Origin of the sequence: Ensifer sp. Root423, assembly GCF_001426275.1 — a bacterium.
GTDB classification, from domain to species: Bacteria; Pseudomonadota; Alphaproteobacteria; order Rhizobiales; family Rhizobiaceae; genus Ensifer; species Ensifer adhaerens.
The window spans coordinates 136,151-155,066 of the sequence record NZ_LMEG01000007.1 but is presented as its reverse complement, the minus strand read 5'-3'; the positions used below and the strand labels follow the sequence as shown (position 1 = coordinate 155,066).

Sequence of the window (18,916 nt, the reverse complement as noted above, 5' to 3'; positions counted from 1 at the left end):
TTTTTTTGAAAGACGGTCGCCCGCGCTTACTTGCAGGCGGCGCAGAAGCGCTGGATGCGGCGGCAGGCTTCCTCGAGCTGGGCTTCCGAGGTCGCATAGGAGATGCGGAAGTTCGGGCCGAGGCCGAAGGCCGAACCGTGGACGACGGCGACGCCTTCGGATTCCAGCAGTTCCGACACGAAGTCTTCGTCCGTCTCGATGACCTTGCCCGACGGCGCGGTCTTGCCGATCAAGCCGGCGCAGGACGGATAGACGTAGAAGGCGCCTTCGGGCGTCGGGCACGAAATGCCCTTGGCCTGGTTCAGCATCGACACGACGAGATCGCGGCGGCCTTCGAAGATCTTCTTGTTTTCGGGAATGAAGTCCTGCGTGCCGTTCAGCGCCTCGACGGCCGCCCACTGGGCGATCGAGGTGGCGCCCGAGGTCTGCTGGCCCTGGATCATGTCCATGGCCTTGATCAGCTGCAGCGGGCCGGCGGCGTAGCCGATGCGCCAGCCGGTCATGGCATAGGCCTTGGAGACGCCGTTCATCGTCAGCGTGCGGTCATAGAGACCGGGCTCGACCTCGACCGGGGTCGCGAACTTGAAGTCGCCATAGGTCAGGTGCTCGTACATGTCGTCGGTGAGGATCCAGACATGCGGGTGCTTCATCAGCACATCGGTCAGCGCCTTCAGCTCGGCATGGCTGTAGGCGGCACCCGACGGGTTGGACGGCGAGTTGAAGATGAACCACTTGGTCTTCGGCGTGATCGCCTTGTCCAGATCTTCGGCCTTGAGCTTGAAGTTGTTCTCCTGCTTGGTCGAAACCGTCACCGGCGTGCCGCCGCACAGCGCCACCATCTCCGGGTAGGAAACCCAGTAGGGCGCCGGGATCACGACTTCATCGCCGGCGTTCAGGGTCGCCATGAAGGCGTTGAAAAGAATCTGCTTTCCGCCGGTGCCGACGATCGTCTGGGCGGCGGTGTAGTCGAGGTTGTTCTCGCGCTTGAACTTCTTGGCGATCGCTTCGCGCAGTTCCGGGATGCCGGAGACCGGCGTGTACTTCGTCTCGCCGCGATTGATCGCGTCGATGGCGGCCTTCTTGATATTGTCGGGCGTGTCGAAGTCCGGCTCACCGGCGCCAAGGCCGATGACATCGCGGCCTTTCGCTTTCAGCTCACGGGCTTTCTGCGAAACGGCGATGGTGGCGGAAGGCTTTACACGGGAAAGGGCATCGGCAAGGAAGGCCATGGGTGAAGGTCCTGATCGTTTCGAGACGAGGTGATCGCTACGGAACGAAAAGGCAGGCTCCATAGCGGTTAGGTCTATGTCGAAAGACGCCCGGTCTTGCAAGCGCCGGATAGGCAAAAACGCCGGAAACGCGGGCAAAAAGCGTCACCATGACAAAGTTTCATGAATGCGATCAGCATCGTCGATCGGAGGTCGCGATACCGAGCGATGCATCACCGTCCGTCGAGCGCCGACAATACGGATTGTGGCACCCGTTCGAACGGCCACGAAACGTAACGGCCAGAAACGGTTGGTGATCGCGATTTATTCAAAAAAATCAGCGCAATCCCGCAATTTTTCAAATGCCATAATTTAGCCACCACAACTGTCGCGGAACGCCGCAATTCCGTCCAGCAACAGCCGGTTTCCGGGCATTTCCTTCGATGATCCGAACACATTCGCATTACGGGGGTTATGCAATGTTTCTCGACGACGAAATCGCTTCCATGAAGACACGGCAGAACGAAGCACGCTGGGGCATGTACCTGGCGATCGCAGCCCTTGCCGCCTGCATCCTGATGTTCATCGGCCTGATGACCCAGGCGACCGCGCAAACTGCTGATGCCAAGCCGCGGCAGCTGGCGGGCTACGTTCGCCCCAACGACATCGGCACCGGCGCCCTGCTCTTTCCGTCGAAGGAGCCGGGCTATTTCGTCGAGGCGCCGCGCCTTGCGACCGACGTTCAGATCGACGTCAACGGCCCGATCATGCGCACCCGCGTCACCCAGCGCTTCGAGAACCCGAGCAAGGGCTGGGTTGAGGGCACCTATGTCTTTCCCCTGCCCGAGGATTCGGCCGTCGACACGCTGAAGATGCAGATCGGCGACCGCTTCATCGAGGGTGAGATCAAGGCGCGTGAGGCGGCCAGGGAGATTTACGAGCAGGCAAAGGCCGAGGGCAAGAAGGCCGCACTTCTCGAACAGCAGCGCCCGAACATCTTCACCAACCAGGTCGCCAATATCGGTCCCGGCGAAACGGTCGTCGTGCAGATCGAGTACCAGAGCGCGGTCCGCCAATCGAACGGCCTCTATTCGCTGCGTTTCCCCATGGTCGTGGCGCCGCGCTACAACCCGCAGCCGATCGTTCAGACCGTCGATCTCGACAGCCGCACCGGCTATGCCGTCAGCGACCCGGTCCCCGACCGCGAGAAGATCGAAGCGCCGGTCCTCGACCCCAAAGAGAACGCCAGGATCACCCCCGTCACACTGACGGTGAACCTCAAGGCCGGCTTCCCGCTCGGCGAAGTGAAATCAGGCTACCACGACGTCGATATCGCCAATCTTGACGATCTCAGCCGCCGCGTGACGCTGAAGGGCGACAGCGTGCCTGCCGATCGCGACTTCGAGCTCACCTGGAAGGCGATCGAGGGCAAGAGCCCCTATGCCGGCCTGTTCCGCGAAACGGTCGGCGGCAAGACCTATCTGCTTTCCTTCGTCACGCCGCCGGCAGCAGCAAATGAGGCCGACGCCAAGCCGGTCAAGCGGGAGATCGTCTTCGTCATTGACAATTCCGGCTCCATGGCCGGCCCGTCGATGGAGCAAGCCAAGGAGAGCCTGGCGCTCGCGATCTCGAGGCTGAAGCCCGAGGACCGTTTCAACGTCATCCGCTTCGACGACACCATGTCGGTGCACTTCTCCGAGCTGGTCGAAGCGACACCGGACAAGCGGGAGGACGCAATCGTCTATGTGCGCGGCCTGACAGCCGATGGGGGCACCGAGATGCTGCCAGCGCTGGAAGCGGCCCTTCGCACGCAAGGACCGGTCCAGGCCGGCGCGCTTCGCCAGGTGGTGTTCCTGACCGACGGCGCGATCGGCAACGAGACGCAGCTTTTCGAGGAGATCCAGAAGAACCGCGGCGAGGCTCGCGTCTTCACCGTCGGCATCGGCTCTGCTCCGAACAGCCACTTCATGACCAAGGCGGCCGAATATGGCCGCGGCACCTTCACGCTGATCGGCTCGGAGAGCGAGGTCGCCGCGCGCATGGGCGAGCTTTTCACCAAGCTCGAGAGCCCCGCAATGACCGATATCGCCGCGAGCTTCGAGGGCGCCTCGGCGAGCGACATCACCCCCAACCCGATGCCCGATCTTTATCGCGGCGAGCCCGTGGTGCTGACGGCCGAACTCGACGGCACCGCACCCGAAGGCAAGCTGCAGATCCTCGGCAAGGCCGGCGACCAGCCGTGGCGGGTGGAGATGGACATCGCCAAGGCCTCGACCGGCGAAGGCATCGCCAAGCTCTGGGCGCGCCGCAAGATCGACGACCTCGAGGCGAGCGCGTCGACGATCGCCGACCCGGCGACCCTCGACAAGCGGATCGAGACGGTGGCACTTGCCCACCATCTGGTCTCCCGCGTGACCAGCCTCGTTGCCGTCGACGCGACGCCGTCGCGGCCCGCCAGCGAGAACCTGAGCGAAACGAAGCTGCCGCTCAATCTCCCCGCCGGCTGGGACTTCGGAAAGGTCTTCGGCGAAGCCCCTGTCGAGACTGTCCCCGGCAAAGTCGACGAACGTGACGCCGCGCTCGAAAGCCGAACCAAGCTTGCGATGGTCACGGCCGACCGCATGCTGGCCGCACCGACGGCGCGGGCGGCAGGTCTGCTCGCGGAAGCCAACAACCAGGTCGCCCTGCCGCAGACGGCAACGGAGGCCGACAAGCAGATCCTGATCGGCCTGATGCTGCTCGTCTTCGCTCTGCTTGCCGGCACGACCTTTGTCTACTGGCGGGCGCCGATCGCCGCCGTCGTGCTTGCCGGAGTGCGCCGCCGTGGCCGCTGACAAGGATCAGTCCGAGCCACGGCCGGGCTTTCTCGCCCGCCTCTCGGCGGTCGAAACGATCGTGCTCGCGATCATCTCGCTCATTGCCCTTGCCGGTCTGCTTCTGATCGGCAAGGGCTTCTATATGAAAGCCAAGGCCGAGGTCTCGCAGGTGCTGTTGAAACGCACCTTCGAGGCGCAGCTGCACGGCAACCCGGATGGCAAGCCCTGGCCCTGGGCCGATTTTCAGACAGCCGCGGAAATCTCGGCGCCACGGATCAACCGCTCGGCGGTCGTGCTTCAAGGCGCAAGCGGCGAAGCGCTCGCCTTCGGGCCCGCCTGGCTGACGACGACGCCACTGCCCGGCGACGAAGGTACCTCGGTCATCGCCGCCCATCGCGACACGCATTTTCGCTGGCTGAAGGAGGTCAACCCCGGCGACCTTCTGGTGCTGACCCGCAAGGACGGCCGCCGCTTCCTGTTTAGGGCCGGCGAAAGCCGGGTTGCCCGCTGGGACGAAAGCGGCATCAACGCGTCCGCCAGCGGCCACCATCTGGCGCTCGCCACCTGCTGGCCCTTCGACGCGATCGAGCAGGGACCGATGCGCTACATCGTCGACGCAGAACTCATCGGCGAGCAGCGTCCGGTGCCGCTGACGACAGGCTCGATCTCGAAATAAACCGCTTTTGATCGGATGTGACTTGAACCGCTCCGTCGATCGCCCCAGCTTGCCTGCTGAACGAGTCGGTGTGGGAGAAACGGAATGCGGCATACGGGCGCTGGAACATCGGGACGGGCGGGCAAACGGTCGCGTGCGGTCGGAATCCTGGCCGTGTCCGTTGCGCTGGCAACGTTTGCTCCTCCGAGCGCCGGGGCACAGGATTCCCGCGAGTTTCCGAGCGAGCACGGTACCGTGCGTGTCGAGACGCTCGCGACCGGGCTTGAACACCCCTGGTCCGTCGAGGCACTCCCCGATGGCGGCCTGATCGTCAGCGAGCGGCCGGGTCGGCTGCGGATCCTGCGCGACGGCAAGCTCTCGAAACCGCTGACGGGCGTGCCCGAGGTCGCCGAGCGTGGCCAGGGCGGCCTGCTCGACATCGCGCTCGATCCCCGTTTTGCAGAAACCCGGACGCTCTACTTGACGATGGCTGCCAACGGCAAAGGCGGCTACGGCACCGTCGTCGTACGGGCAAAACTCGCCGCCGACGGAACCGGGCTTATCGACGTCAAGGAGCTCTTCCGGATGAGCAAGTTTACCGGCAAGGGCCAGCATTTCGGCTCACGCATCGCAATCGCTCCCGATGGCAGCCTTTTCTTCGGCATCGGCGATCGCGGCGAAGGCGACCGGGCGCAGGACCCGCGCGATCATGCCGGCGCCATCCTGCATATCAATGCCGACGGCAGCGTTCCCGGATCGAACCCTTATCGCGGCGGCACCGGCGGCCTGCCGGAGATCTGGTCGAAGGGCCACCGCAATCCTCAAGGGATCGCCTTCGATCCGAAGGACGGCACGCTTCTGACGGTCGAGCACGGCGCGCGCGGCGGCGACGAGATCAACAATCCGAAGCCCGGCCACAATTACGGCTGGCCCGTCATTACCTACGGCAAGGACTATTCCGGCGCCGAGATCGGCGAAGGCACGGCGAAAGAAGGCCTCGATCAGCCGCTCTTCTATTGGGATCCCTCGATCGCGCCTGGCGCGCTTGCCGTCTATCGCGGCGAGATGTTTCCCGAATGGGATGGCGATCTTCTGGTGGCGGCGCTGAAGTACCAGTTGCTCGCCCGGCTCGAACGCGACGACAGCGGCGCGATCGGCTCCGAGGAGCGGCTGTTCGACGGCGAATTCGGCCGCATCCGCGACGTCGTCGTGGCACTCGACGGCGCCTTGCTGATGGTGACGGACGAGGAAGACGGCGCCGTGCTCAGGGTCTCCAAGGCGGCGACGCAATAGCCGGCGCGCGCCGCACGTTCACGATAACCGATCGCGAACCTCGCGCCGGAACATGAATTTCAGCCCGGACCAGACGGGATCGACCGCGCAAACCTTCACGTCGACAAGGCCGAGCGGCAGGAAGATTTCACGCAAAACGTCCTCGGTCAGTGTCGTCGGCCGCTTCGACGCCTTCTTTGGCCAGGAGACCCACAGCATGCCGTCCGGCTTCAATCTCGCAGCCAGCTTCGGCGCGAGGCTCTTCCAAGGCCGATCGCTCCGTTTCGAACACATGCGCATAGTCAATGTCGCGCGCGGCCACGGTGCCGATCTCGGTCTCGCTGGCCCGAAAGCCGGAAAAACCGCTGATCGCATCGAGCCCGGCTGGAACCCCGAGAAGCAGGGCCCGCTGCCCGTCTTTCAGCCCCAGCTTGCGCCCGAGCGGCGTGCCGGAATAGCCGGCATCGCTCATGGTCGCCGATCTCCGATGGGTGATAGGAGCTGAGCTCCCTCCTCGGCGCCCTCTCCCGGCACCGTGTCTCCGGCCGTTTCCATCGACAACAACTCCGCCCAATCGCGGCGACGATGAGCCTTGCCCGGCGAAAACGCAACTGCTAGACGCGCCTGTCCGAGGAGAGAACGACATGCCGCGCATTCAGGCCAATCTGCTGCTTTTGATTTCAGGCGCCATCTGGGGCGCCGGCTTCGTTGCACAGTCGACGGCGATGGATGCGATCAGCCCGCTGTGGTTCATCGCGCTTCGTTTTGCGATCGCGACACTGGTCGCCATGCCCTTGGCCATCATCGAAACGAAACGCGCGGCCGAACCCATCAAGCTGACGACCGTGCGCAATTTCATCTTCATCGGCCTGGCGCTCTTTGCCGGCGCCGTGACGCAGCAATTCGGCCTGCTCGACACCAGCGTCACCAATTCCGGCTTCCTCACCGGTCTCTACGTCGTCTTCGTCCCGGTCTTGACCGTGATCTTCTTGCGCCGCAAGCCGCATTGGGTGATCTGGCCGGGGGCGTCGATGGCGCTGTTCGGCATTTTCCTCTTGAGCGGCGGCACGCTGTCGACGCTGACGGGTGGCGACTACCTGACCGTGGTCTGCGCCCTGTTCTGGGCGGTGCAACTGCTGCTCATCGGCCTGTTTGCCCCAAGCAGCGGCCGGCCGATGCTGCTGTCGATGACGCAGTTCGCCGTCTGCGCCGTGCTCGGCTTCGCCCTCGCCGTCACGACCGAGCCGCTGAGCTTCGCTGCCATAGAGGGCGCGCTCTTCGAGATCCTCTATGCCGGCATCTTTTCGAGCGGCCTTGCCTTCATTCTTCAGGTCGTCGGGCAGCGCTACACCACGGCGCCGCAGGCTGCGATCTTCCTGTCGAGCGAAGCACTCTTTGCCGCCCTCTTCGGCGTTCTCCTGCTTGGCGAAGTCATCACGCCGATCGGTTATGCCGGCTGCGCCATCATCTTTGCCGCCATGCTGACGGTAGAGATCGTGCCGGAACTGACGAAGGGCCGCCGCGCCCCAGCACCTGCCTGAGGGCTCCTCAAGAAACTATAGGCACCCCACCGCCAAGACGCTGGACTGAGGCTTTACTTGCTGTTGTTCAGGCAATAGGCCCGTTGCTTCGCAACGAAGGCGTAGCTTTGCCCTGCGTTTTCGACCCGGCCCGAGAGCTCTGGATTTTCTGCAAGAAATCTACGTAAGAAACCGCCGACGTGAGAAGCCTCAAACATATCAGGGAGTTGCCGACGGCACGCATCCCAAGCGATTGGCCTGCTTTACGCGCCGCGCACGAGAAATCGGCGAAAACCACTCAATTTTGCAGCAATTGTTTTCAAAAAGCTGTGATTTCAACAGCTTGCGATATATTTTGCGCAGCGCCCCACAAAGCCGCAAATGACCGATTTTTGAGCAATGACAAGACGCAATACCAATCCCGAAAAGTTTTGCTTGCCAATTCAAAATAAACCCATCAATCTTACTTTCGTTCGGGCAATCTGCGAACATGGGAAGATCTTGAAATAAAAGCGGGCCGGAGACGCAAAAACTCCGGGCGGCCAGACCGATGGGAAGCAGAGATGCGGCCCTTCCAATGGCTGGCTGCGGTAACCAGGACCCTTTCCTCAAACGTCGAGAACTGCCTGCCAACGCCCATCCGGGCACATTGCAATGCTACCCGTCCGTCAAACGGGTGGAGAGAAAAGGACCTGACGCATGGCCGAAACTGGCACTGTAAAATTCTTCAACACCGACAAGGGCTTTGGTTTTATCAAGCCTGACAACGGTGGTGCAGATATCTTCGTACACATTTCCGCGGTCCAGGCTTCCGGCCTGACCGGTCTGACGGAAAACCAGAAGGTAAGCTTCGACACCGAACCGGATCGCCGCGGCAAAGGCCCGAAGGCGGTCAACCTGCAGATCGCCGGCTAACGCCGTTATCTGCTGACAGATTCCAGTTGAAGCCCGGCATTCTTGCCGGGTTTTTTTGTTCAGGCTCGGTTCAGTTTGGCCGCGTTAACCTTCCTCCATCATGAAGGCCGGGTTGATCCGGTCCATGCGAAGGATTGAAGCCAAATGAACAAGTTCATCAAAGCCGCCGTTCTCTCGATCGCCGCAGCCGCTATGGTCATCCCGACCTTTGGCGCCGCCGAGGCAGGCGGCAGGCATCACCACAACAATGACGATGCATGGGCAGCTGGTGCAGCAGGTCTCGTTGCCGGCGCTCTGATCGGCGGCGCGATCGCTTCGCAGCCGCGTTACAACGGCGGCTACAACGAGCGCGTCTACATCGATCCGGAACCGGAATACGACTATTACGAGCCGCGTCCGGCCTACCGCCCTCGCCCGGTCTACCAGGCACGCCCTGTCGTCGTCGACAGCTATGGTGGCGGTTACCGCTCGCTCGAGCCCTGGACCCCGTCCTGGTACCGTTACTGCGCGCAGCGTTACCGCTCGTTCAACCCGGATAGCGGCACCTTCCGCGGCTACGACGGCCGCAGCTACTTCTGCACCGCCGGCTAATCAGGTTCGGCGTAAGAATCGAAAAGCCCATGTCTTGATAGAGACATGGGCTTTTTTCGTGAGCGTGTGTGGTGGCTCAGAGCCCGCGCAGATAAGGATTGGTGCGGCGCTCCTCGCCGATCTGACCACTCGGGCCATGTCCGCAGATGAAGCCGACGCTATCGCCGAGCGGCAGGATCTTGTCGCGGATCGAATCGAGCAATTGCTGGTGATTGCCGCCGGGCAGGTCCGTGCGGCCGATCGAGCCGTGGAAGAGCACGTCGCCGACATGGGCGAAGTTCTGCGCCCGGTTGAAATAGACGACGTGTCCCGGCGCATGGCCCGGGCAATGCAGGACTTCGAAGACATGGTCGCCGAAGGAGACCGTGTCGCCTTCTTCGAGCCAGCGATCGGGAATGACGTTCTGAACCTTCATCGCCAGACCGAAGCGCTCCGCCTGGCTTTCGAGGCTTTCGAGCAGCGGCAGGTCGTCCTTGTGCGGACCGATGATTTCGAGCCCGAGGGCGTCCTTCAGTTCCTTGGCGCCGCCGGCATGGTCGATATGGCCGTGGGTGATCCAGATCGCCTTCAGCGTGATGCCGTTTTCGCGGATGGTCTGCAGGATGAGATCGACGTCGCCGCCGGGATCGACGATCACGCCTTCCTTGGTCTCGCTGTCGAACAGCACGGTGCAGTTCTGCTCGAAATGGGTAACCGGGATGATGCCCGCCTGTAACATGCGCGTCTGCCTCTCTAGAGCATGTCGCGCAAAAATTTGGGAGCGGTATTGCGATAACGACATGCGACAAATCCAGAACCTAAAGCGTAGGAAGCGAATCTGGAAGATCGCAACGCGCTCTAGGATCTCGTCATCTTCCTATAGCGGCAATTGGCGGCGGTGACAGCGCCAATCAGCGAAGCGAGGCTATTTGCGGTGCAGACAGCTGCTGGGGTGCCGGCCACTGCACGGTGGTCATCAGCAGCGCCGAAATCGCGATCTCCGCGGCGACGACGATCCGAACGACCGGCTTGAGGCTGCGCGCGGCGACGTTGTTCTGATCCGGCTGAGCATTCTGCATTTTGTCCCTCTCCCGTTGCCTTTCTCCTGGCGTGTCCTGCCCTCGGCAACGGCTGGAGAATGTCACAGCGTCACATTTCGTGACGTTCCCGGGGGAACATCCGCGCGCTTGCTGGCGTTTGGCCCTCGTCAATATAAGGAGAAACACGATGGTGAAGCTTACCCGCCCCCTGTTGCGAGCCGCTACGGCCGCGGGTTTGGTGTTGGCGATCGGTACGCCGTCCGCCTTTGCAGCCATGACCGCGACCACGGTGACGGACCTTAACATCCGCACAGGTCCGGGCCCTCAATCCGACAGTCGGCCTTGCGACCCGCGGTAGCACCGCGGTTATCGACGGCTGCATCGAAGGCAGCAAGTGGTGCCGCATTGATGTCGGCGGCGTGCGCGGCTGGGTCTATTCCCAGTATCTGACGACGGATCTTGGCGGTTCTGCCGTCGTGGTCCAGGAGCGCCGGGCCGACCTGGCCATTCCTGCCGTCACCTATGAAGTGCAGCCCAATGACCCCGTGATCGTCAGCAGCGGCGACGAATTGATCGGCCCGGTCGAACAGATCGACCCGATCGTGCCGCCGGAGAATGTGCGGACCTACGTCACGTCCAACCCCGGCGAGACCGTCTATCTCGATGGTGAAGTCGTCGTCGGTGCCGAACTGCCGCAGACCGTGGCCGTTCAACGCGTTCCCGACTACAGCTACGACTATGTCAGCATCAACGGCCAGCCCGTTCTGGTCGAGCCGGCAACGCGACGCATCGTCTACGTCTATCGCTAACAATCGAGACCCCCGGCAATCATTCGGTTGCCGGGGGTTCCCGACGTGCCTGCATTACCCTCCCTCGCTCTCCCGACGGCACGAATCATGCGCGGCAAGGTCATTCCCTCCAGCCGCCCCTGCCGCCGGCTTCGTTTTCCCGCTTTGCCTGTAAGAGGTTGCCTCTGCCTAAAATCGAGCCATTTCAATTGGCTACGAAGCGGGCGCCGCAACGTCATTTCACTCAAATTGACAATAATCCGGAATAGGCTTCAACCTATTGATGCCGGCTCATCGGCTTTTAGTGGCGCGTCCACGACGAGCCACGACACGGAGGGATCAATGGAAGCATTAATGCCTATCATTACCCAATTGATCGCGGGGGCCGCCGGCGGGAACGCGGCCAGCGCAGTGTTGAAGCAGCAGGCATTCGGTGTCGTCGCACGGACCATCGTCGGCGCCATTGGAGGCCTTGGCGGCGGGTTCCTCATTCAGATGCTCGGCGGAGAAGCAGCCGCGACCGGTCTCGCCATGCAAGCCATCGGCGGCCTTGTCGGCGGCGGCGTACTGAGCGGAATCGTCGGGCAATTCTTGGGGAAGACCGCCTAACTCTGCGATCATATCCGTAGCAAGACAAAAGGCGGCCCGGGGGCCGCCTTTTCTGCTTTCGAGAGCATTCCGGATGCCGTTACTCGGCTGCCGCGGCAACCGGATAGACTTCCTTCATGTAGTCGTTCATCAGCGTTTCGCAGATCGTCGCCGGCGTGAAGCGGTAAGGACCGATTTCGGAAACCGGCGTCACTTCGGCGGCCGAGCCGGTGAGGAAGCATTCGCTGAAACCGGACAGTTCCTCCGGCATGATCGCCCGCTCGACCACTTCATAGCCGCGGCGCTTGGCAAGCTCGATCACCGTGCGACGGGTGATGCCGTCGAGGAAGCAATCCGGCACCGGCGTGTGGATGACGCCGTCCTTGACGAAGAAGATGTTGGCACCGGTCGCTTCGGCCACGCGGCCGCGGTAATCCAGCATCATCGCGTCCGCATAGCCCTTGGCCTCGGCCGCATGCTTGGAGATGGTGCAGATCATGTAGAGGCCGGCGGCTTTCGACTTCGAAGGTGCCGTCTGCGGATCCGGGCGGCGATATTCTGCGATATCGAGCCGGATGCCCTTGAGCTTTTCGGCCGGGTTGAAATAGCTGCCCCACTGCCAGATGGCGATGGCGACGTTGATGCGGTTGTTCTGCGCCGAAACGCCCATGCTCTCGCTGCCGCGCCAGGCGATCGGCCGCACATAGGCCTCGGAGAAGCCCTGACGCTTCAGAAGCTCGACGCTGGCTGCGTCCAGTTCCTCCACCGAATAAGGGATCTTGAAGCCGAGGATTTCGGCGGACTGATGCAGGCGCTGGTTGTGCTCGGTCAGCTTGAAGATGCGCCCGCCATAGGCGCGCTCGCCCTCAAAGACCGCGCTGGCATAGTGCAGGCCGTGGGTCAGCACGTGAATCTTGGCATCCTTCCACGCGACGAACTCGCCGTTGAACCAGATCTGTCCGTCCAACTGATCAAAAGGAACCGCTGCCATGGTGTCATCCTCCGGCGCATGCGCGCCATTCTTAGTTGATTATCGCCCTGCTTTCAGTCTATCGGCAAACTGATTGAGGGAAAATTCAATTTCGTGATTTTGGATTTGCGATCGGAACGGCACGGCATATCCTTTCAGATGTTGCCAACGCCAAATGTCTCGCTTACCGAGCATGGACGCTAATGCTATGGTAAAAATATGTCAACAAAGCTGACATATTTTTTCGAATGTTTCGCAAGTTGCAATCAGGCTGAAAGGAAATGACCGCGTGGCCGGCCAATCCAAAGAGAACACCCGGTATCTGAACGATGCCGCCGCCGATGACGATACGATCGATTTCGAGATCATCGAGCTGCTCTTCTTCGCCTATCGCGACTTCACCTCCGACCCGGATGCGATCCTGGAAAAGAGCGGCTTCGGACGGGCGCACCACCGCGTCGTGCACTTTGTCGACCGCGAGCCGGGCATGACGGTCGCCGACCTCCTGGACACGCTGAAGATTACCAAGCAGAGCCTTGCCCGGGTGCTGAAGCAACTGATCGACTCCGGGTATATTCGCCAGGAAACCGGCCCTGAAGACCGGCGCCAGCGTATGCTCTACACGACGGAAGAAGGCCAGGCGCTGGCGCGTGCGCTTGCCGAGCCACAGTCCCGCCGCATAGCCGATGCATTGGCAAGAACCGGTCCGGGCGCGCGCGAAACGGTCAAGCGCTTTCTCGCCGGGATGAAGAACAACGCCGCAGACTGACGCCCGCCGTAGCGCGGGTCTGGCCTGCAACTTGGGAAGCGTGGAATGACGACAAAAGCGACTGTCTCGGACGATGCGGCTCACCTTCTGGTCGTCGACGACGACCGGCGCATCCGCGATCTGCTCAACCGCTACCTGGTCGAACAGGGTTTTCGCGTGACGACCGCGTCCGATGCGGACGAAGCCCGCCGCAAGCTCGTCGGCCTCGACTTCGACCTTCTGATCGTCGACGTGATGATGCCCGGCGAAAGCGGCATTTCGCTCACCCAGAGCCTCAGGCAAATCAAGACCGTGCCGATCCTGATGTTGACGGCGCTGGCGGAATCCAACTCCCGCATCGAGGGTCTCGAGGCCGGCGCCGACGACTATCTGTCGAAGCCCTTTGACCCGCGCGAACTGGTGCTGCGCATCAACAACATCCTGCGCCGCAACCAGCCGGCCCAGACCCCCAAGGTCGACCAGGTGATCTTCGGTCCCTACACCTTCTCGGTGGTGCGCAAGGAGCTGCGTCGTGGCGCCGATCACATCCGCCTGACGGACCGCGAGCAGGAGATCATGACACTCTTTTCGCAACGTGCCGGCGAAACGATCCCACGCCACGAGTTGATCGGCGACGATGCCGAGGTCGGCGAGCGCACGATCGACGTGCAGATCAACCGCCTGCGCCGCAAGATCGAGGACGACCCGTCCAACCCCGTCTGGCTGCAGACGGTGCGCGGCATCGGCTACCGGCTGAGCGTGGACTGAAATGGCAGCCCTTCCCATGAGCGCGGCAAACCATGGCAAGCTTTGACGGCATAGAGCACGGCGCATCCGGGGCGAACGACAATGCCTGGAGGCGGTTCACCCGCTGGCTGCGCCGTCGCCTGCCCATGGGGCTTTACGCCCGCTCGCTGCTGATCGTCATCATTCCCATGGTGCTTCTGCAGTCGGTGGTCGCCTTCATCTTCATGGAGCGCCACTGGCAGCTGGTGACGCAGCGCCTGTCGGCCGCCGTCACCGGGGACATTGCCGCGATCGTCGATCTTATCGACACCTTCCCTGCCGACCGCGACATCTCCGAGATCATCCGCATCGCGCGCGATCAGCTCGATCTCAGCATCTCCGTGGACCCGCCCGGCGAACTGCCGCCGCCGCGCCCCAGCCCCTTCTTCGAAATCCTCGACCAGATCCTCGGCGAAGAGATTTCCAACCAGGTCCGCCGCCCCTTCTGGATCGATACGGTCGGCAACTCCAAGCTCGTCGAGATCCGCATCAAGCTCGATGACGGCCGCATCCTGCGCGTCTATGCCCGGCGCAACCAGGCCTACGCTTCCAACACCCACATCTTCCTCGTCTGGATGGTGGCGGCCTCGCTGGTGCTGCTGACGATCGCGGTGCTCTTCCTGCGCGGCCAGATCCGCCCGATCCTGGCCTTGACCAAGGCGGCCGAAAGCTTCGGCAAGGGCCAGAAGATCGACGACTTCGCGCCGCGCGGCGCCGATGAAATCCGCCGCGCCGGCCTCGCCTTCATCCAGATGCGCGAGCGCATCGAACGCCAGATCGAGCAGCGCACCGCGATGCTGACTGGCGTCAGCCACGATCTTCGAACCATCCTCACCCGCTTCAAGCTGCAGCTGGCGCTTGCCGGCAACAACCCCGATCTCGAAGGCCTGAACCAGGACGTCGATGACATGCAGAACATGCTGGAAGGCTATCTGGCCTTCGCCCGCAGCGAAGCGGAGGAGGACGTCGGCCAGCTGAAACTCAGCGACCTGATGACCCGGCTCGCCGCTGAAGCCGAACTGCTCGGCAAGACCCTGACCACATCCATCGAAGGGGAAGACGATATCCGCGTGCGGCCAAACGCCTTCACCCGTCTCGTCGCCAACATCGCCTCGAACGCCTACCGCTACGCCAACACTGTCAAGATCGATGCGCGCCACAGTGCCAAGTGGCTCACCATCACCGTCGACGATGACGGCCCAGGTATTCCCGAACGTTCGCGCGAGGATGTGTTCAAGCCGTTCTTCCGCCTCGACGAAGCCCGCAATCTCGACAGTTCCGGCACTGGCCTCGGGCTGGCGATCGCCCGCGATATCGCCCGCAGCCACGGGGGCAACGTCACGCTTGGCGACAGCCCGCTCGGCGGCCTCAGGGCAACGGTGCGCGTCCCGGCTTGACGTTCCCGCGCGGGCGGGCCACTTCTGGCCACGAATGGGCTAAGGGGAACGGGCCATGGTAGACGCCATCGATTGGGCTGACTGGGAGCGACGGCTGGCCGAACTCTGGGCAACCTTCGACCCGACAGATAGCGAAGCCTTTATCGCCCGCATCGATGCCCTTGCCGCCGAACTGCCGGCAGGACATGCCATCGGAGTGTTCGAAAGAGCCTCGGCGCAGGATTCGACCGGCCATGAGATGAAGGCGGAGCCGCTCTACCGGCAGGCGCTGGAAAACGGTCTTCAGGGAATTCGCCGCCGACGGGCCACCATCCAGCTCGCCAGCACCCTGCGCAATCTCGGCCGCGCCAAAGAAGGTATCGCCCTGCTCACCGCCGAGCGGGACAAGCCATCGGACGAACTCGACGATGCGGTCATCGCCTTCCTGGCGCTCTGCCTCGTCGATACTGGCCAGGCGCAACAGGCGGCCGCACTCGCGCTCGCCAGCCTGTCACGGCACCTCCCCCGCTACAACCGCTCACTCAAGCGCTACGCCGAGATGTTGTTGCCGGAGAGTTGAGCGTGTCAGCGCTGGTAGATCGAGGTCAGGCCGCGTCGTTCGTTGAAACGGTGCCAGGCGTCGATACGGCGCGGATGACGGGCGCGCATGACATCGAGCGGCGCGAGCAGCCGGCCGCCGCGGCCAAGGGCGGCATCGAGGATCTCGATGATGCGACGGTTCGGCCAGGGCTTGCGGGTGATCGCCAAGAGCGCCCGGAAGGCTTCGTCCTCTCGCCCCGCGCCGAGTTGATGCGCAATCAGACCATAGGCAAAGGCCGTCGAGCGGCTGACGCCGGCATGGCAATGCACGAGAATGCGGCTCTCAGCATGCTCGGCCGCCGGGCGCATCGCCTCGAAAACTTCGAGCACCAGATCCGGGAAATGCTGGGTGGCGGTCGGGTTTTCCTGGTCGCGCATGCGCACGACCCGGTGGCTGGCGTCCGCAATCACGGGCACGTTGGCATCCGGCAATTCGGGATCGAGCAGAGACAGCACATGACTTGCGCGCCAGTCGCGCGCGGCATCGGCGGCGCGCCAAAGGCAGGACACCTTGACGCGCTCGGGGATCACTTCGAAAGCAATGTTCATGGGGATCACATCAATTTCTTGCCGTTGGGGACCGGCCGTTCGGTGGCAGCCAGCACGATCGCACCGGCCTCGTCTGCAAAGCCCAGCGTCAGCACTTCAGAGCGCACAGGCCCGATCTGGCGCGGCGGAAAATTGACCACGCCCAGCACCTGCCGCCCGACGAGATCCTCCGGACGATAATGCACCGTGATTTGCGCTGATGACTTTTTTATGCCGATTTCCGGGCCGAAATCGATTTTCAGCTTGATGGCCGGCTTGCGCGCTTCCGGAAACGGTTCGGCCTCGACGATGGTGCCCACGCGAATGTCCACGCGCTCGAAATCAGCAAATTCAATAGTTTCAGCCATCGTCATTCCCTATGTGAAATCTTATCCGAGGAGGTGGATTAAAGCATCGGGCGAGATTTCGGAAGCACGGCGGCCTCGGCGGGCTCCCCGCGAAATCTGGCCTCCTCCCATGGGCGACGCGCGAACTGCTCGGCAAGGAAATCGACGAAAACACGCACGCGTGGCGGCAAGAATCGCCGGTGCGGATAGACGACCGTGATCGGCTCTGCCTCGGCATAGTTGCTGCCGGTCAGAAGCGGCACCAGCAATCCCGCCTTGATATCTCCGCCCACGAGCAGTTCGGAAAGGCGCACGATGCCGATGCCTGCGAGCGCAAGCCGTCGGAGCGCTTCGGTGCTGTTGGCTTCGACGGAGCCACAAACACGGATCGCACGCCGGCCGTCGCCATCCTGAAATTCCCAAACGTTGAGACGGCCGCGGGCGGTGATGGCAAGGCAGACATGCCGCTGCAGGTCGTCAGGCGTTTGCGGCGCGCCGTGCCGCTCGAGATAGGCGGGTGCGGCGCAGATGACGCGACGGTTTGGTGCGAGCCGCCGCGTCACCAGCGTGCTGTCGCTCTGTTCCGCGACCCGCAGCGCAACATCCGCCTCACCGTTCATGAGGTCGACGACCGCGTCGCTGAAATCGAGTTCCAGGTCGATCTCCGGAAACCGTTCGATGAAATCAGGCAGCATGGGCACGATCAGGCGATGACCGAAGGCGCTGGGCAGGCTCACCCGCAACCGCCCGCGCGGCACCGCCCCCGGTTGGATCGCAACCTCCGCATCTTCCATGTCGCCGAGGATGCGGCGGCTCGATTCCGCATAGGCGCTGCCTTCGCTCGTCAGGCTGATGCTGCGCGTCGAACGCTGCAGCAGGCGTACGCCAAGGCGCGCCTCCAGCCGGCCGACGATCTTGCTGACCGCCGATGGCGTCATGCGCAACCGCCGCGCCGCCGCCGAGAAATCTCCCTCCTCGACGACAGCGAGAAACACCGTCATGGCTTCCTGTCGATCCATCCATCTATTCCATTTCGTCACAGATAAACGGAATTTAACATGGATTATCGCCGCGAGCGACAGGCTGTAGCTTGGACCGGAACTCAGACAGCGAAGCTTGAGGGGTAACGGAAATGGGCAAGCAGCCGAGCAGCAGTCTGCCGATGAGTTATGAGCTGCATTCCTGGGCTCGGCGTCAACGCAGCATTGCGATCGGCAACCTCTGCCGCCGCGTGATCGGCACAATCTGGAGAAGTCTCGTCAATCGCCAGCCAAGCCGCGATCATGGGGCCTGCGCCGGCGCTTCCCCGGCGCGAAACCCTTAGGCCAGGCGCCATGCCGGCCCAACATGGGGCCAGCCGCATTCAATATTCAGCCTGCGAGTTCTTCCGCGCGCTTGCGCGCCGCAGCGATCGCCTTGTCAAACAGCGGCTGCATGCCGTCGTCGGCCATCAGCACGGACAGTGCCGCAGCCGTCGTGCCGCCGGGCGAGGTCACGTTCTGGCGCAGCCGCGCGGCTTCGTCAGGCGACTGGTGCAAAAGTTCGCCAGCCCCAGCGACGGTTTCCCGCGCGAGCCGCATGGCGAGGTCCGCCTCAAGGCCGGCCTTGCGGCCCGCCTCGGCCATGCATTCGACGAGGTAGAAGACATAGGCCGGACCGCTGCCCGAAACGGCGGTGACGGCATCGATCTCGGCTTCGGTGCGGACCCATTCGACCGGACCGCTGACCTTCAGGAGATCATGAACGTGAGCGCGCTGCTGATCGCTGACGCGGGCATTGGCAAAGGCGCCGGTGACGCCGCGGCCGATCATGGCCGGGGTATTCGGCATGGCGCGCACGGTCGCCGCGGCACCGAGATGGGCTTCGATGAAGGAAAGCGTCTTGCCTGCAGCAACCGAAACGATGACGGTATCCGGGCCGACGAGAGATTTCAGCGGCGGCAAGACGGCGTCCATCACCTGCGGCTTGACCGCAAGGAAGATCACACCCGCCTGGACACCCAACGGTACCGAGGTCGCATGCGTCACGCCGTTGTCGGAGATCAGCTGCGCCATGGCCGGCGGCGGGCCGGGATCGACGACGAGAACGTCTGCGCCTTTAACGCCGCTCTTCAGCCAGCCCGAAAGCATGGCGCCGCCCATATTGCCGGCGCCGACGAGCACGATGGGACCGGAAGCGGCGTTCGTCAT

Annotated in this window: 20 protein-coding genes and 2 pseudogenes; 12 read left to right on the top strand and 10 right to left on the bottom strand. The window is 62.9% G+C overall.

Annotation, left to right across the window (positions count from 1 at the left end):
• Nucleotides 1–26 precede the first annotated feature (26 nt).
• Complete coding sequence (locus tag ASD01_RS10090; RefSeq protein WP_034788681.1) at nucleotides 27–1,229, bottom strand: pyridoxal phosphate-dependent aminotransferase; 1,203 nt, start codon at nucleotides 1,227–1,229, stop codon at nucleotides 27–29.
• A gap of 458 nt (nucleotides 1,230–1,687) precedes the next feature.
• On the opposite strand from ASD01_RS10090, the gene ASD01_RS10085 reads away from it, so the two are divergent.
• The 3 genes from ASD01_RS10085 (at nucleotide 1,688) to ASD01_RS10075 (ending at nucleotide 5,972) form a co-directional block, all read left to right on the top strand.
• Complete coding sequence (locus ASD01_RS10085) at nucleotides 1,688–4,042, top strand: marine proteobacterial sortase target protein (protein ID WP_034788682.1); 2,355 nt, start codon at nucleotides 1,688–1,690, stop codon at nucleotides 4,040–4,042.
• Entirely contained in the window at nucleotides 4,032–4,700 is a 669-nt protein-coding gene (locus ASD01_RS10080; RefSeq protein ID WP_371273175.1) for a class GN sortase, read from the top strand. Before ASD01_RS10085 ends, ASD01_RS10080 begins: the two co-directional genes overlap by 11 nt.
• A gap of 84 nt (nucleotides 4,701–4,784) precedes the next feature.
• A complete protein-coding gene (locus tag ASD01_RS10075; RefSeq protein ID WP_060528890.1) occupies nucleotides 4,785–5,972 on the top strand; it encodes a PQQ-dependent sugar dehydrogenase in 1,188 nt (395 codons plus the stop codon).
• 18 nt (nucleotides 5,973–5,990) lie between these two features.
• Here ASD01_RS10075 and ASD01_RS10070 read toward each other — a convergent pair.
• A pseudogene (locus ASD01_RS10070) lies at nucleotides 5,991–6,423 on the bottom strand (hypothetical protein).
• A gap of 172 nt (nucleotides 6,424–6,595) precedes the next feature.
• On the opposite strand from ASD01_RS10070, the gene ASD01_RS10065 reads away from it, so the two are divergent.
• Nucleotides 6,596–7,492, top strand: coding sequence for a DMT family transporter (locus ASD01_RS10065; protein WP_034788688.1), 897 nt, complete (start codon nucleotides 6,596–6,598; stop codon nucleotides 7,490–7,492).
• 198 nt (nucleotides 7,493–7,690) lie between these two features.
• On the opposite strand, the gene ASD01_RS35465 is transcribed toward ASD01_RS10065, so the two are convergent.
• Nucleotides 7,691–7,963 (bottom strand): hypothetical protein, encoded by a 273-nt coding sequence (locus tag ASD01_RS35465; protein ID WP_127889314.1) that lies wholly within the window; start codon nucleotides 7,961–7,963, stop codon nucleotides 7,691–7,693.
• Between the two features lie 207 nt (nucleotides 7,964–8,170).
• On the opposite strand from ASD01_RS35465, the gene ASD01_RS10060 reads away from it, so the two are divergent.
• Both ASD01_RS10060 and ASD01_RS10055 read left to right on the top strand, forming a co-directional pair.
• Complete coding sequence (locus ASD01_RS10060; protein ID WP_034788690.1) at nucleotides 8,171–8,386, top strand: cold-shock protein; 216 nt, start codon at nucleotides 8,171–8,173, stop codon at nucleotides 8,384–8,386.
• A gap of 144 nt (nucleotides 8,387–8,530) precedes the next feature.
• Entirely contained in the window at nucleotides 8,531–8,977 is a 447-nt protein-coding gene (locus tag ASD01_RS10055; protein ID WP_034788692.1) for a BA14K family protein, read from the top strand.
• A gap of 76 nt (nucleotides 8,978–9,053) precedes the next feature.
• On the opposite strand, the gene ASD01_RS10050 is transcribed toward ASD01_RS10055, so the two are convergent.
• Nucleotides 9,054–9,695 carry an MBL fold metallo-hydrolase gene (locus ASD01_RS10050; protein WP_034788694.1) on the bottom strand — a complete coding sequence of 214 codons (642 nt, stop codon included), beginning with the start codon at nucleotides 9,693–9,695 and terminating at the stop codon, nucleotides 9,054–9,056.
• Between the two features lie 172 nt (nucleotides 9,696–9,867).
• Nucleotides 9,868–10,035, bottom strand: coding sequence for a hypothetical protein (locus ASD01_RS36170; protein ID WP_089044992.1), 168 nt, complete (start codon nucleotides 10,033–10,035; stop codon nucleotides 9,868–9,870).
• A 148-nt stretch (nucleotides 10,036–10,183) separates the two neighbouring features.
• Between ASD01_RS36170 and ASD01_RS10045 the strand changes: the two are divergent.
• Nucleotides 10,184–10,805: pseudogene (locus ASD01_RS10045) on the top strand (DUF1236 domain-containing protein).
• 321 nt (nucleotides 10,806–11,126) lie between these two features.
• Nucleotides 11,127–11,393, top strand: coding sequence for a hypothetical protein (locus ASD01_RS10040; RefSeq protein WP_034788698.1), 267 nt, complete (start codon nucleotides 11,127–11,129; stop codon nucleotides 11,391–11,393).
• 79 nt (nucleotides 11,394–11,472) lie between these two features.
• Here the strand turns inward: ASD01_RS10040 and ASD01_RS10035 are convergent, their stop codons facing one another.
• Nucleotides 11,473–12,363: a branched-chain amino acid aminotransferase gene (locus ASD01_RS10035; RefSeq protein ID WP_034788707.1), complete on the bottom strand. Its 891-nt coding sequence runs from the start codon at nucleotides 12,361–12,363 to the stop codon at nucleotides 11,473–11,475.
• A gap of 268 nt (nucleotides 12,364–12,631) precedes the next feature.
• Between ASD01_RS10035 and ASD01_RS10030 the strand changes: the two genes are divergently transcribed.
• From ASD01_RS10030 to ASD01_RS10015, 4 genes are read left to right on the top strand one after another with little or no spacing between them, the layout of a single operon-like run.
• Nucleotides 12,632–13,111, top strand: a complete 480-nt coding sequence (locus ASD01_RS10030; protein ID WP_034788710.1) for a MarR family winged helix-turn-helix transcriptional regulator — start codon at nucleotides 12,632–12,634, stop codon at nucleotides 13,109–13,111.
• A gap of 45 nt (nucleotides 13,112–13,156) precedes the next feature.
• Nucleotides 13,157–13,858: a response regulator gene (locus ASD01_RS10025; RefSeq protein WP_034788713.1), complete on the top strand. Its 702-nt coding sequence runs from the start codon at nucleotides 13,157–13,159 to the stop codon at nucleotides 13,856–13,858.
• Nucleotides 13,859–13,890: 32 nt separating this feature from the next.
• A complete protein-coding gene (locus ASD01_RS10020) occupies nucleotides 13,891–15,273 on the top strand; it encodes an ATP-binding protein (RefSeq protein ID WP_034788716.1) in 1,383 nt (460 codons plus the stop codon).
• 55 nt (nucleotides 15,274–15,328) lie between these two features.
• Nucleotides 15,329–15,832 carry a tetratricopeptide repeat protein gene (locus ASD01_RS10015; RefSeq protein WP_034788719.1) on the top strand — a complete coding sequence of 168 codons (504 nt, stop codon included), beginning with the start codon at nucleotides 15,329–15,331 and terminating at the stop codon, nucleotides 15,830–15,832.
• 5 nt (nucleotides 15,833–15,837) lie between these two features.
• Here the strand turns inward: ASD01_RS10015 and ASD01_RS10010 are convergent, their stop codons facing one another.
• The 4 genes from ASD01_RS10010 to proC all read right to left on the bottom strand — a co-directional run bounded on the left by ASD01_RS10010 (nucleotide 15,838) and on the right by proC (nucleotide 18,916).
• On the bottom strand, nucleotides 15,838–16,401 hold the full coding sequence (locus ASD01_RS10010; protein WP_034788722.1) for a protein-tyrosine phosphatase family protein: 564 nt from the start codon (nucleotides 16,399–16,401) through the stop codon (nucleotides 15,838–15,840).
• Nucleotides 16,402–16,406: 5 nt separating this feature from the next.
• Complete coding sequence (locus ASD01_RS10005; RefSeq protein ID WP_034789031.1) at nucleotides 16,407–16,748, bottom strand: tRNA-binding protein; 342 nt, start codon at nucleotides 16,746–16,748, stop codon at nucleotides 16,407–16,409.
• Nucleotides 16,749–16,786: 38 nt separating this feature from the next.
• Nucleotides 16,787–17,746, bottom strand: coding sequence for a LysR family transcriptional regulator (locus tag ASD01_RS10000; RefSeq protein WP_034788727.1), 960 nt, complete (start codon nucleotides 17,744–17,746; stop codon nucleotides 16,787–16,789).
• A gap of 351 nt (nucleotides 17,747–18,097) precedes the next feature.
• Nucleotides 18,098–18,916 (bottom strand): pyrroline-5-carboxylate reductase, encoded by an 819-nt coding sequence (gene proC, locus ASD01_RS09995; protein ID WP_034788732.1) that lies wholly within the window; start codon nucleotides 18,914–18,916, stop codon nucleotides 18,098–18,100.

What these genes read in the sequence shown, in the direction of transcription:
- ASD01_RS10090 (WP_034788681.1), bottom strand. Translation starts at nt 1,229, where the DNA reads ATGGCCTTCCTTGCCGATGCCCTTTCCCGTGTAAAGCCTTCCGCCACC.
- ASD01_RS10085 (WP_034788682.1), top strand. Translation starts at nt 1,688, where the DNA reads ATGTTTCTCGACGACGAAATCGCTTCCATGAAGACACGGCAGAACGAA.
- ASD01_RS10075 (WP_060528890.1), top strand. Translation starts at nt 4,785, where the DNA reads ATGCGGCATACGGGCGCTGGAACATCGGGACGGGCGGGCAAACGGTCG.
- ASD01_RS10065 (WP_034788688.1), top strand. Translation starts at nt 6,596, where the DNA reads ATGCCGCGCATTCAGGCCAATCTGCTGCTTTTGATTTCAGGCGCCATC.
- ASD01_RS35465 (WP_127889314.1), bottom strand. Translation starts at nt 7,963, where the DNA reads ATGTTCGCAGATTGCCCGAACGAAAGTAAGATTGATGGGTTTATTTTG.
- ASD01_RS10060 (WP_034788690.1), top strand. Translation starts at nt 8,171, where the DNA reads ATGGCCGAAACTGGCACTGTAAAATTCTTCAACACCGACAAGGGCTTT.
- ASD01_RS10055 (WP_034788692.1), top strand. Translation starts at nt 8,531, where the DNA reads ATGAACAAGTTCATCAAAGCCGCCGTTCTCTCGATCGCCGCAGCCGCT.
- ASD01_RS10050 (WP_034788694.1), bottom strand. Translation starts at nt 9,695, where the DNA reads ATGTTACAGGCGGGCATCATCCCGGTTACCCATTTCGAGCAGAACTGC.
- ASD01_RS36170 (WP_089044992.1), bottom strand. Translation starts at nt 10,035, where the DNA reads ATGCAGAATGCTCAGCCGGATCAGAACAACGTCGCCGCGCGCAGCCTC.
- ASD01_RS10040 (WP_034788698.1), top strand. Translation starts at nt 11,127, where the DNA reads ATGGAAGCATTAATGCCTATCATTACCCAATTGATCGCGGGGGCCGCC.
- ASD01_RS10035 (WP_034788707.1), bottom strand. Translation starts at nt 12,363, where the DNA reads ATGGCAGCGGTTCCTTTTGATCAGTTGGACGGACAGATCTGGTTCAAC.
- ASD01_RS10025 (WP_034788713.1), top strand. Translation starts at nt 13,157, where the DNA reads ATGACGACAAAAGCGACTGTCTCGGACGATGCGGCTCACCTTCTGGTC.
- ASD01_RS10020 (WP_034788716.1), top strand. Translation starts at nt 13,891, where the DNA reads ATGGCAAGCTTTGACGGCATAGAGCACGGCGCATCCGGGGCGAACGAC.
- ASD01_RS10015 (WP_034788719.1), top strand. Translation starts at nt 15,329, where the DNA reads ATGGTAGACGCCATCGATTGGGCTGACTGGGAGCGACGGCTGGCCGAA.
- ASD01_RS10010 (WP_034788722.1), bottom strand. Translation starts at nt 16,401, where the DNA reads ATGAACATTGCTTTCGAAGTGATCCCCGAGCGCGTCAAGGTGTCCTGC.
- ASD01_RS10005 (WP_034789031.1), bottom strand. Translation starts at nt 16,748, where the DNA reads ATGGCTGAAACTATTGAATTTGCTGATTTCGAGCGCGTGGACATTCGC.
- ASD01_RS10000 (WP_034788727.1), bottom strand. Translation starts at nt 17,746, where the DNA reads ATGGATCGACAGGAAGCCATGACGGTGTTTCTCGCTGTCGTCGAGGAG.
- proC (WP_034788732.1), bottom strand. Translation starts at nt 18,916, where the DNA reads ATGACGAACGCCGCTTCCGGTCCCATCGTGCTCGTCGGCGCCGGCAAT.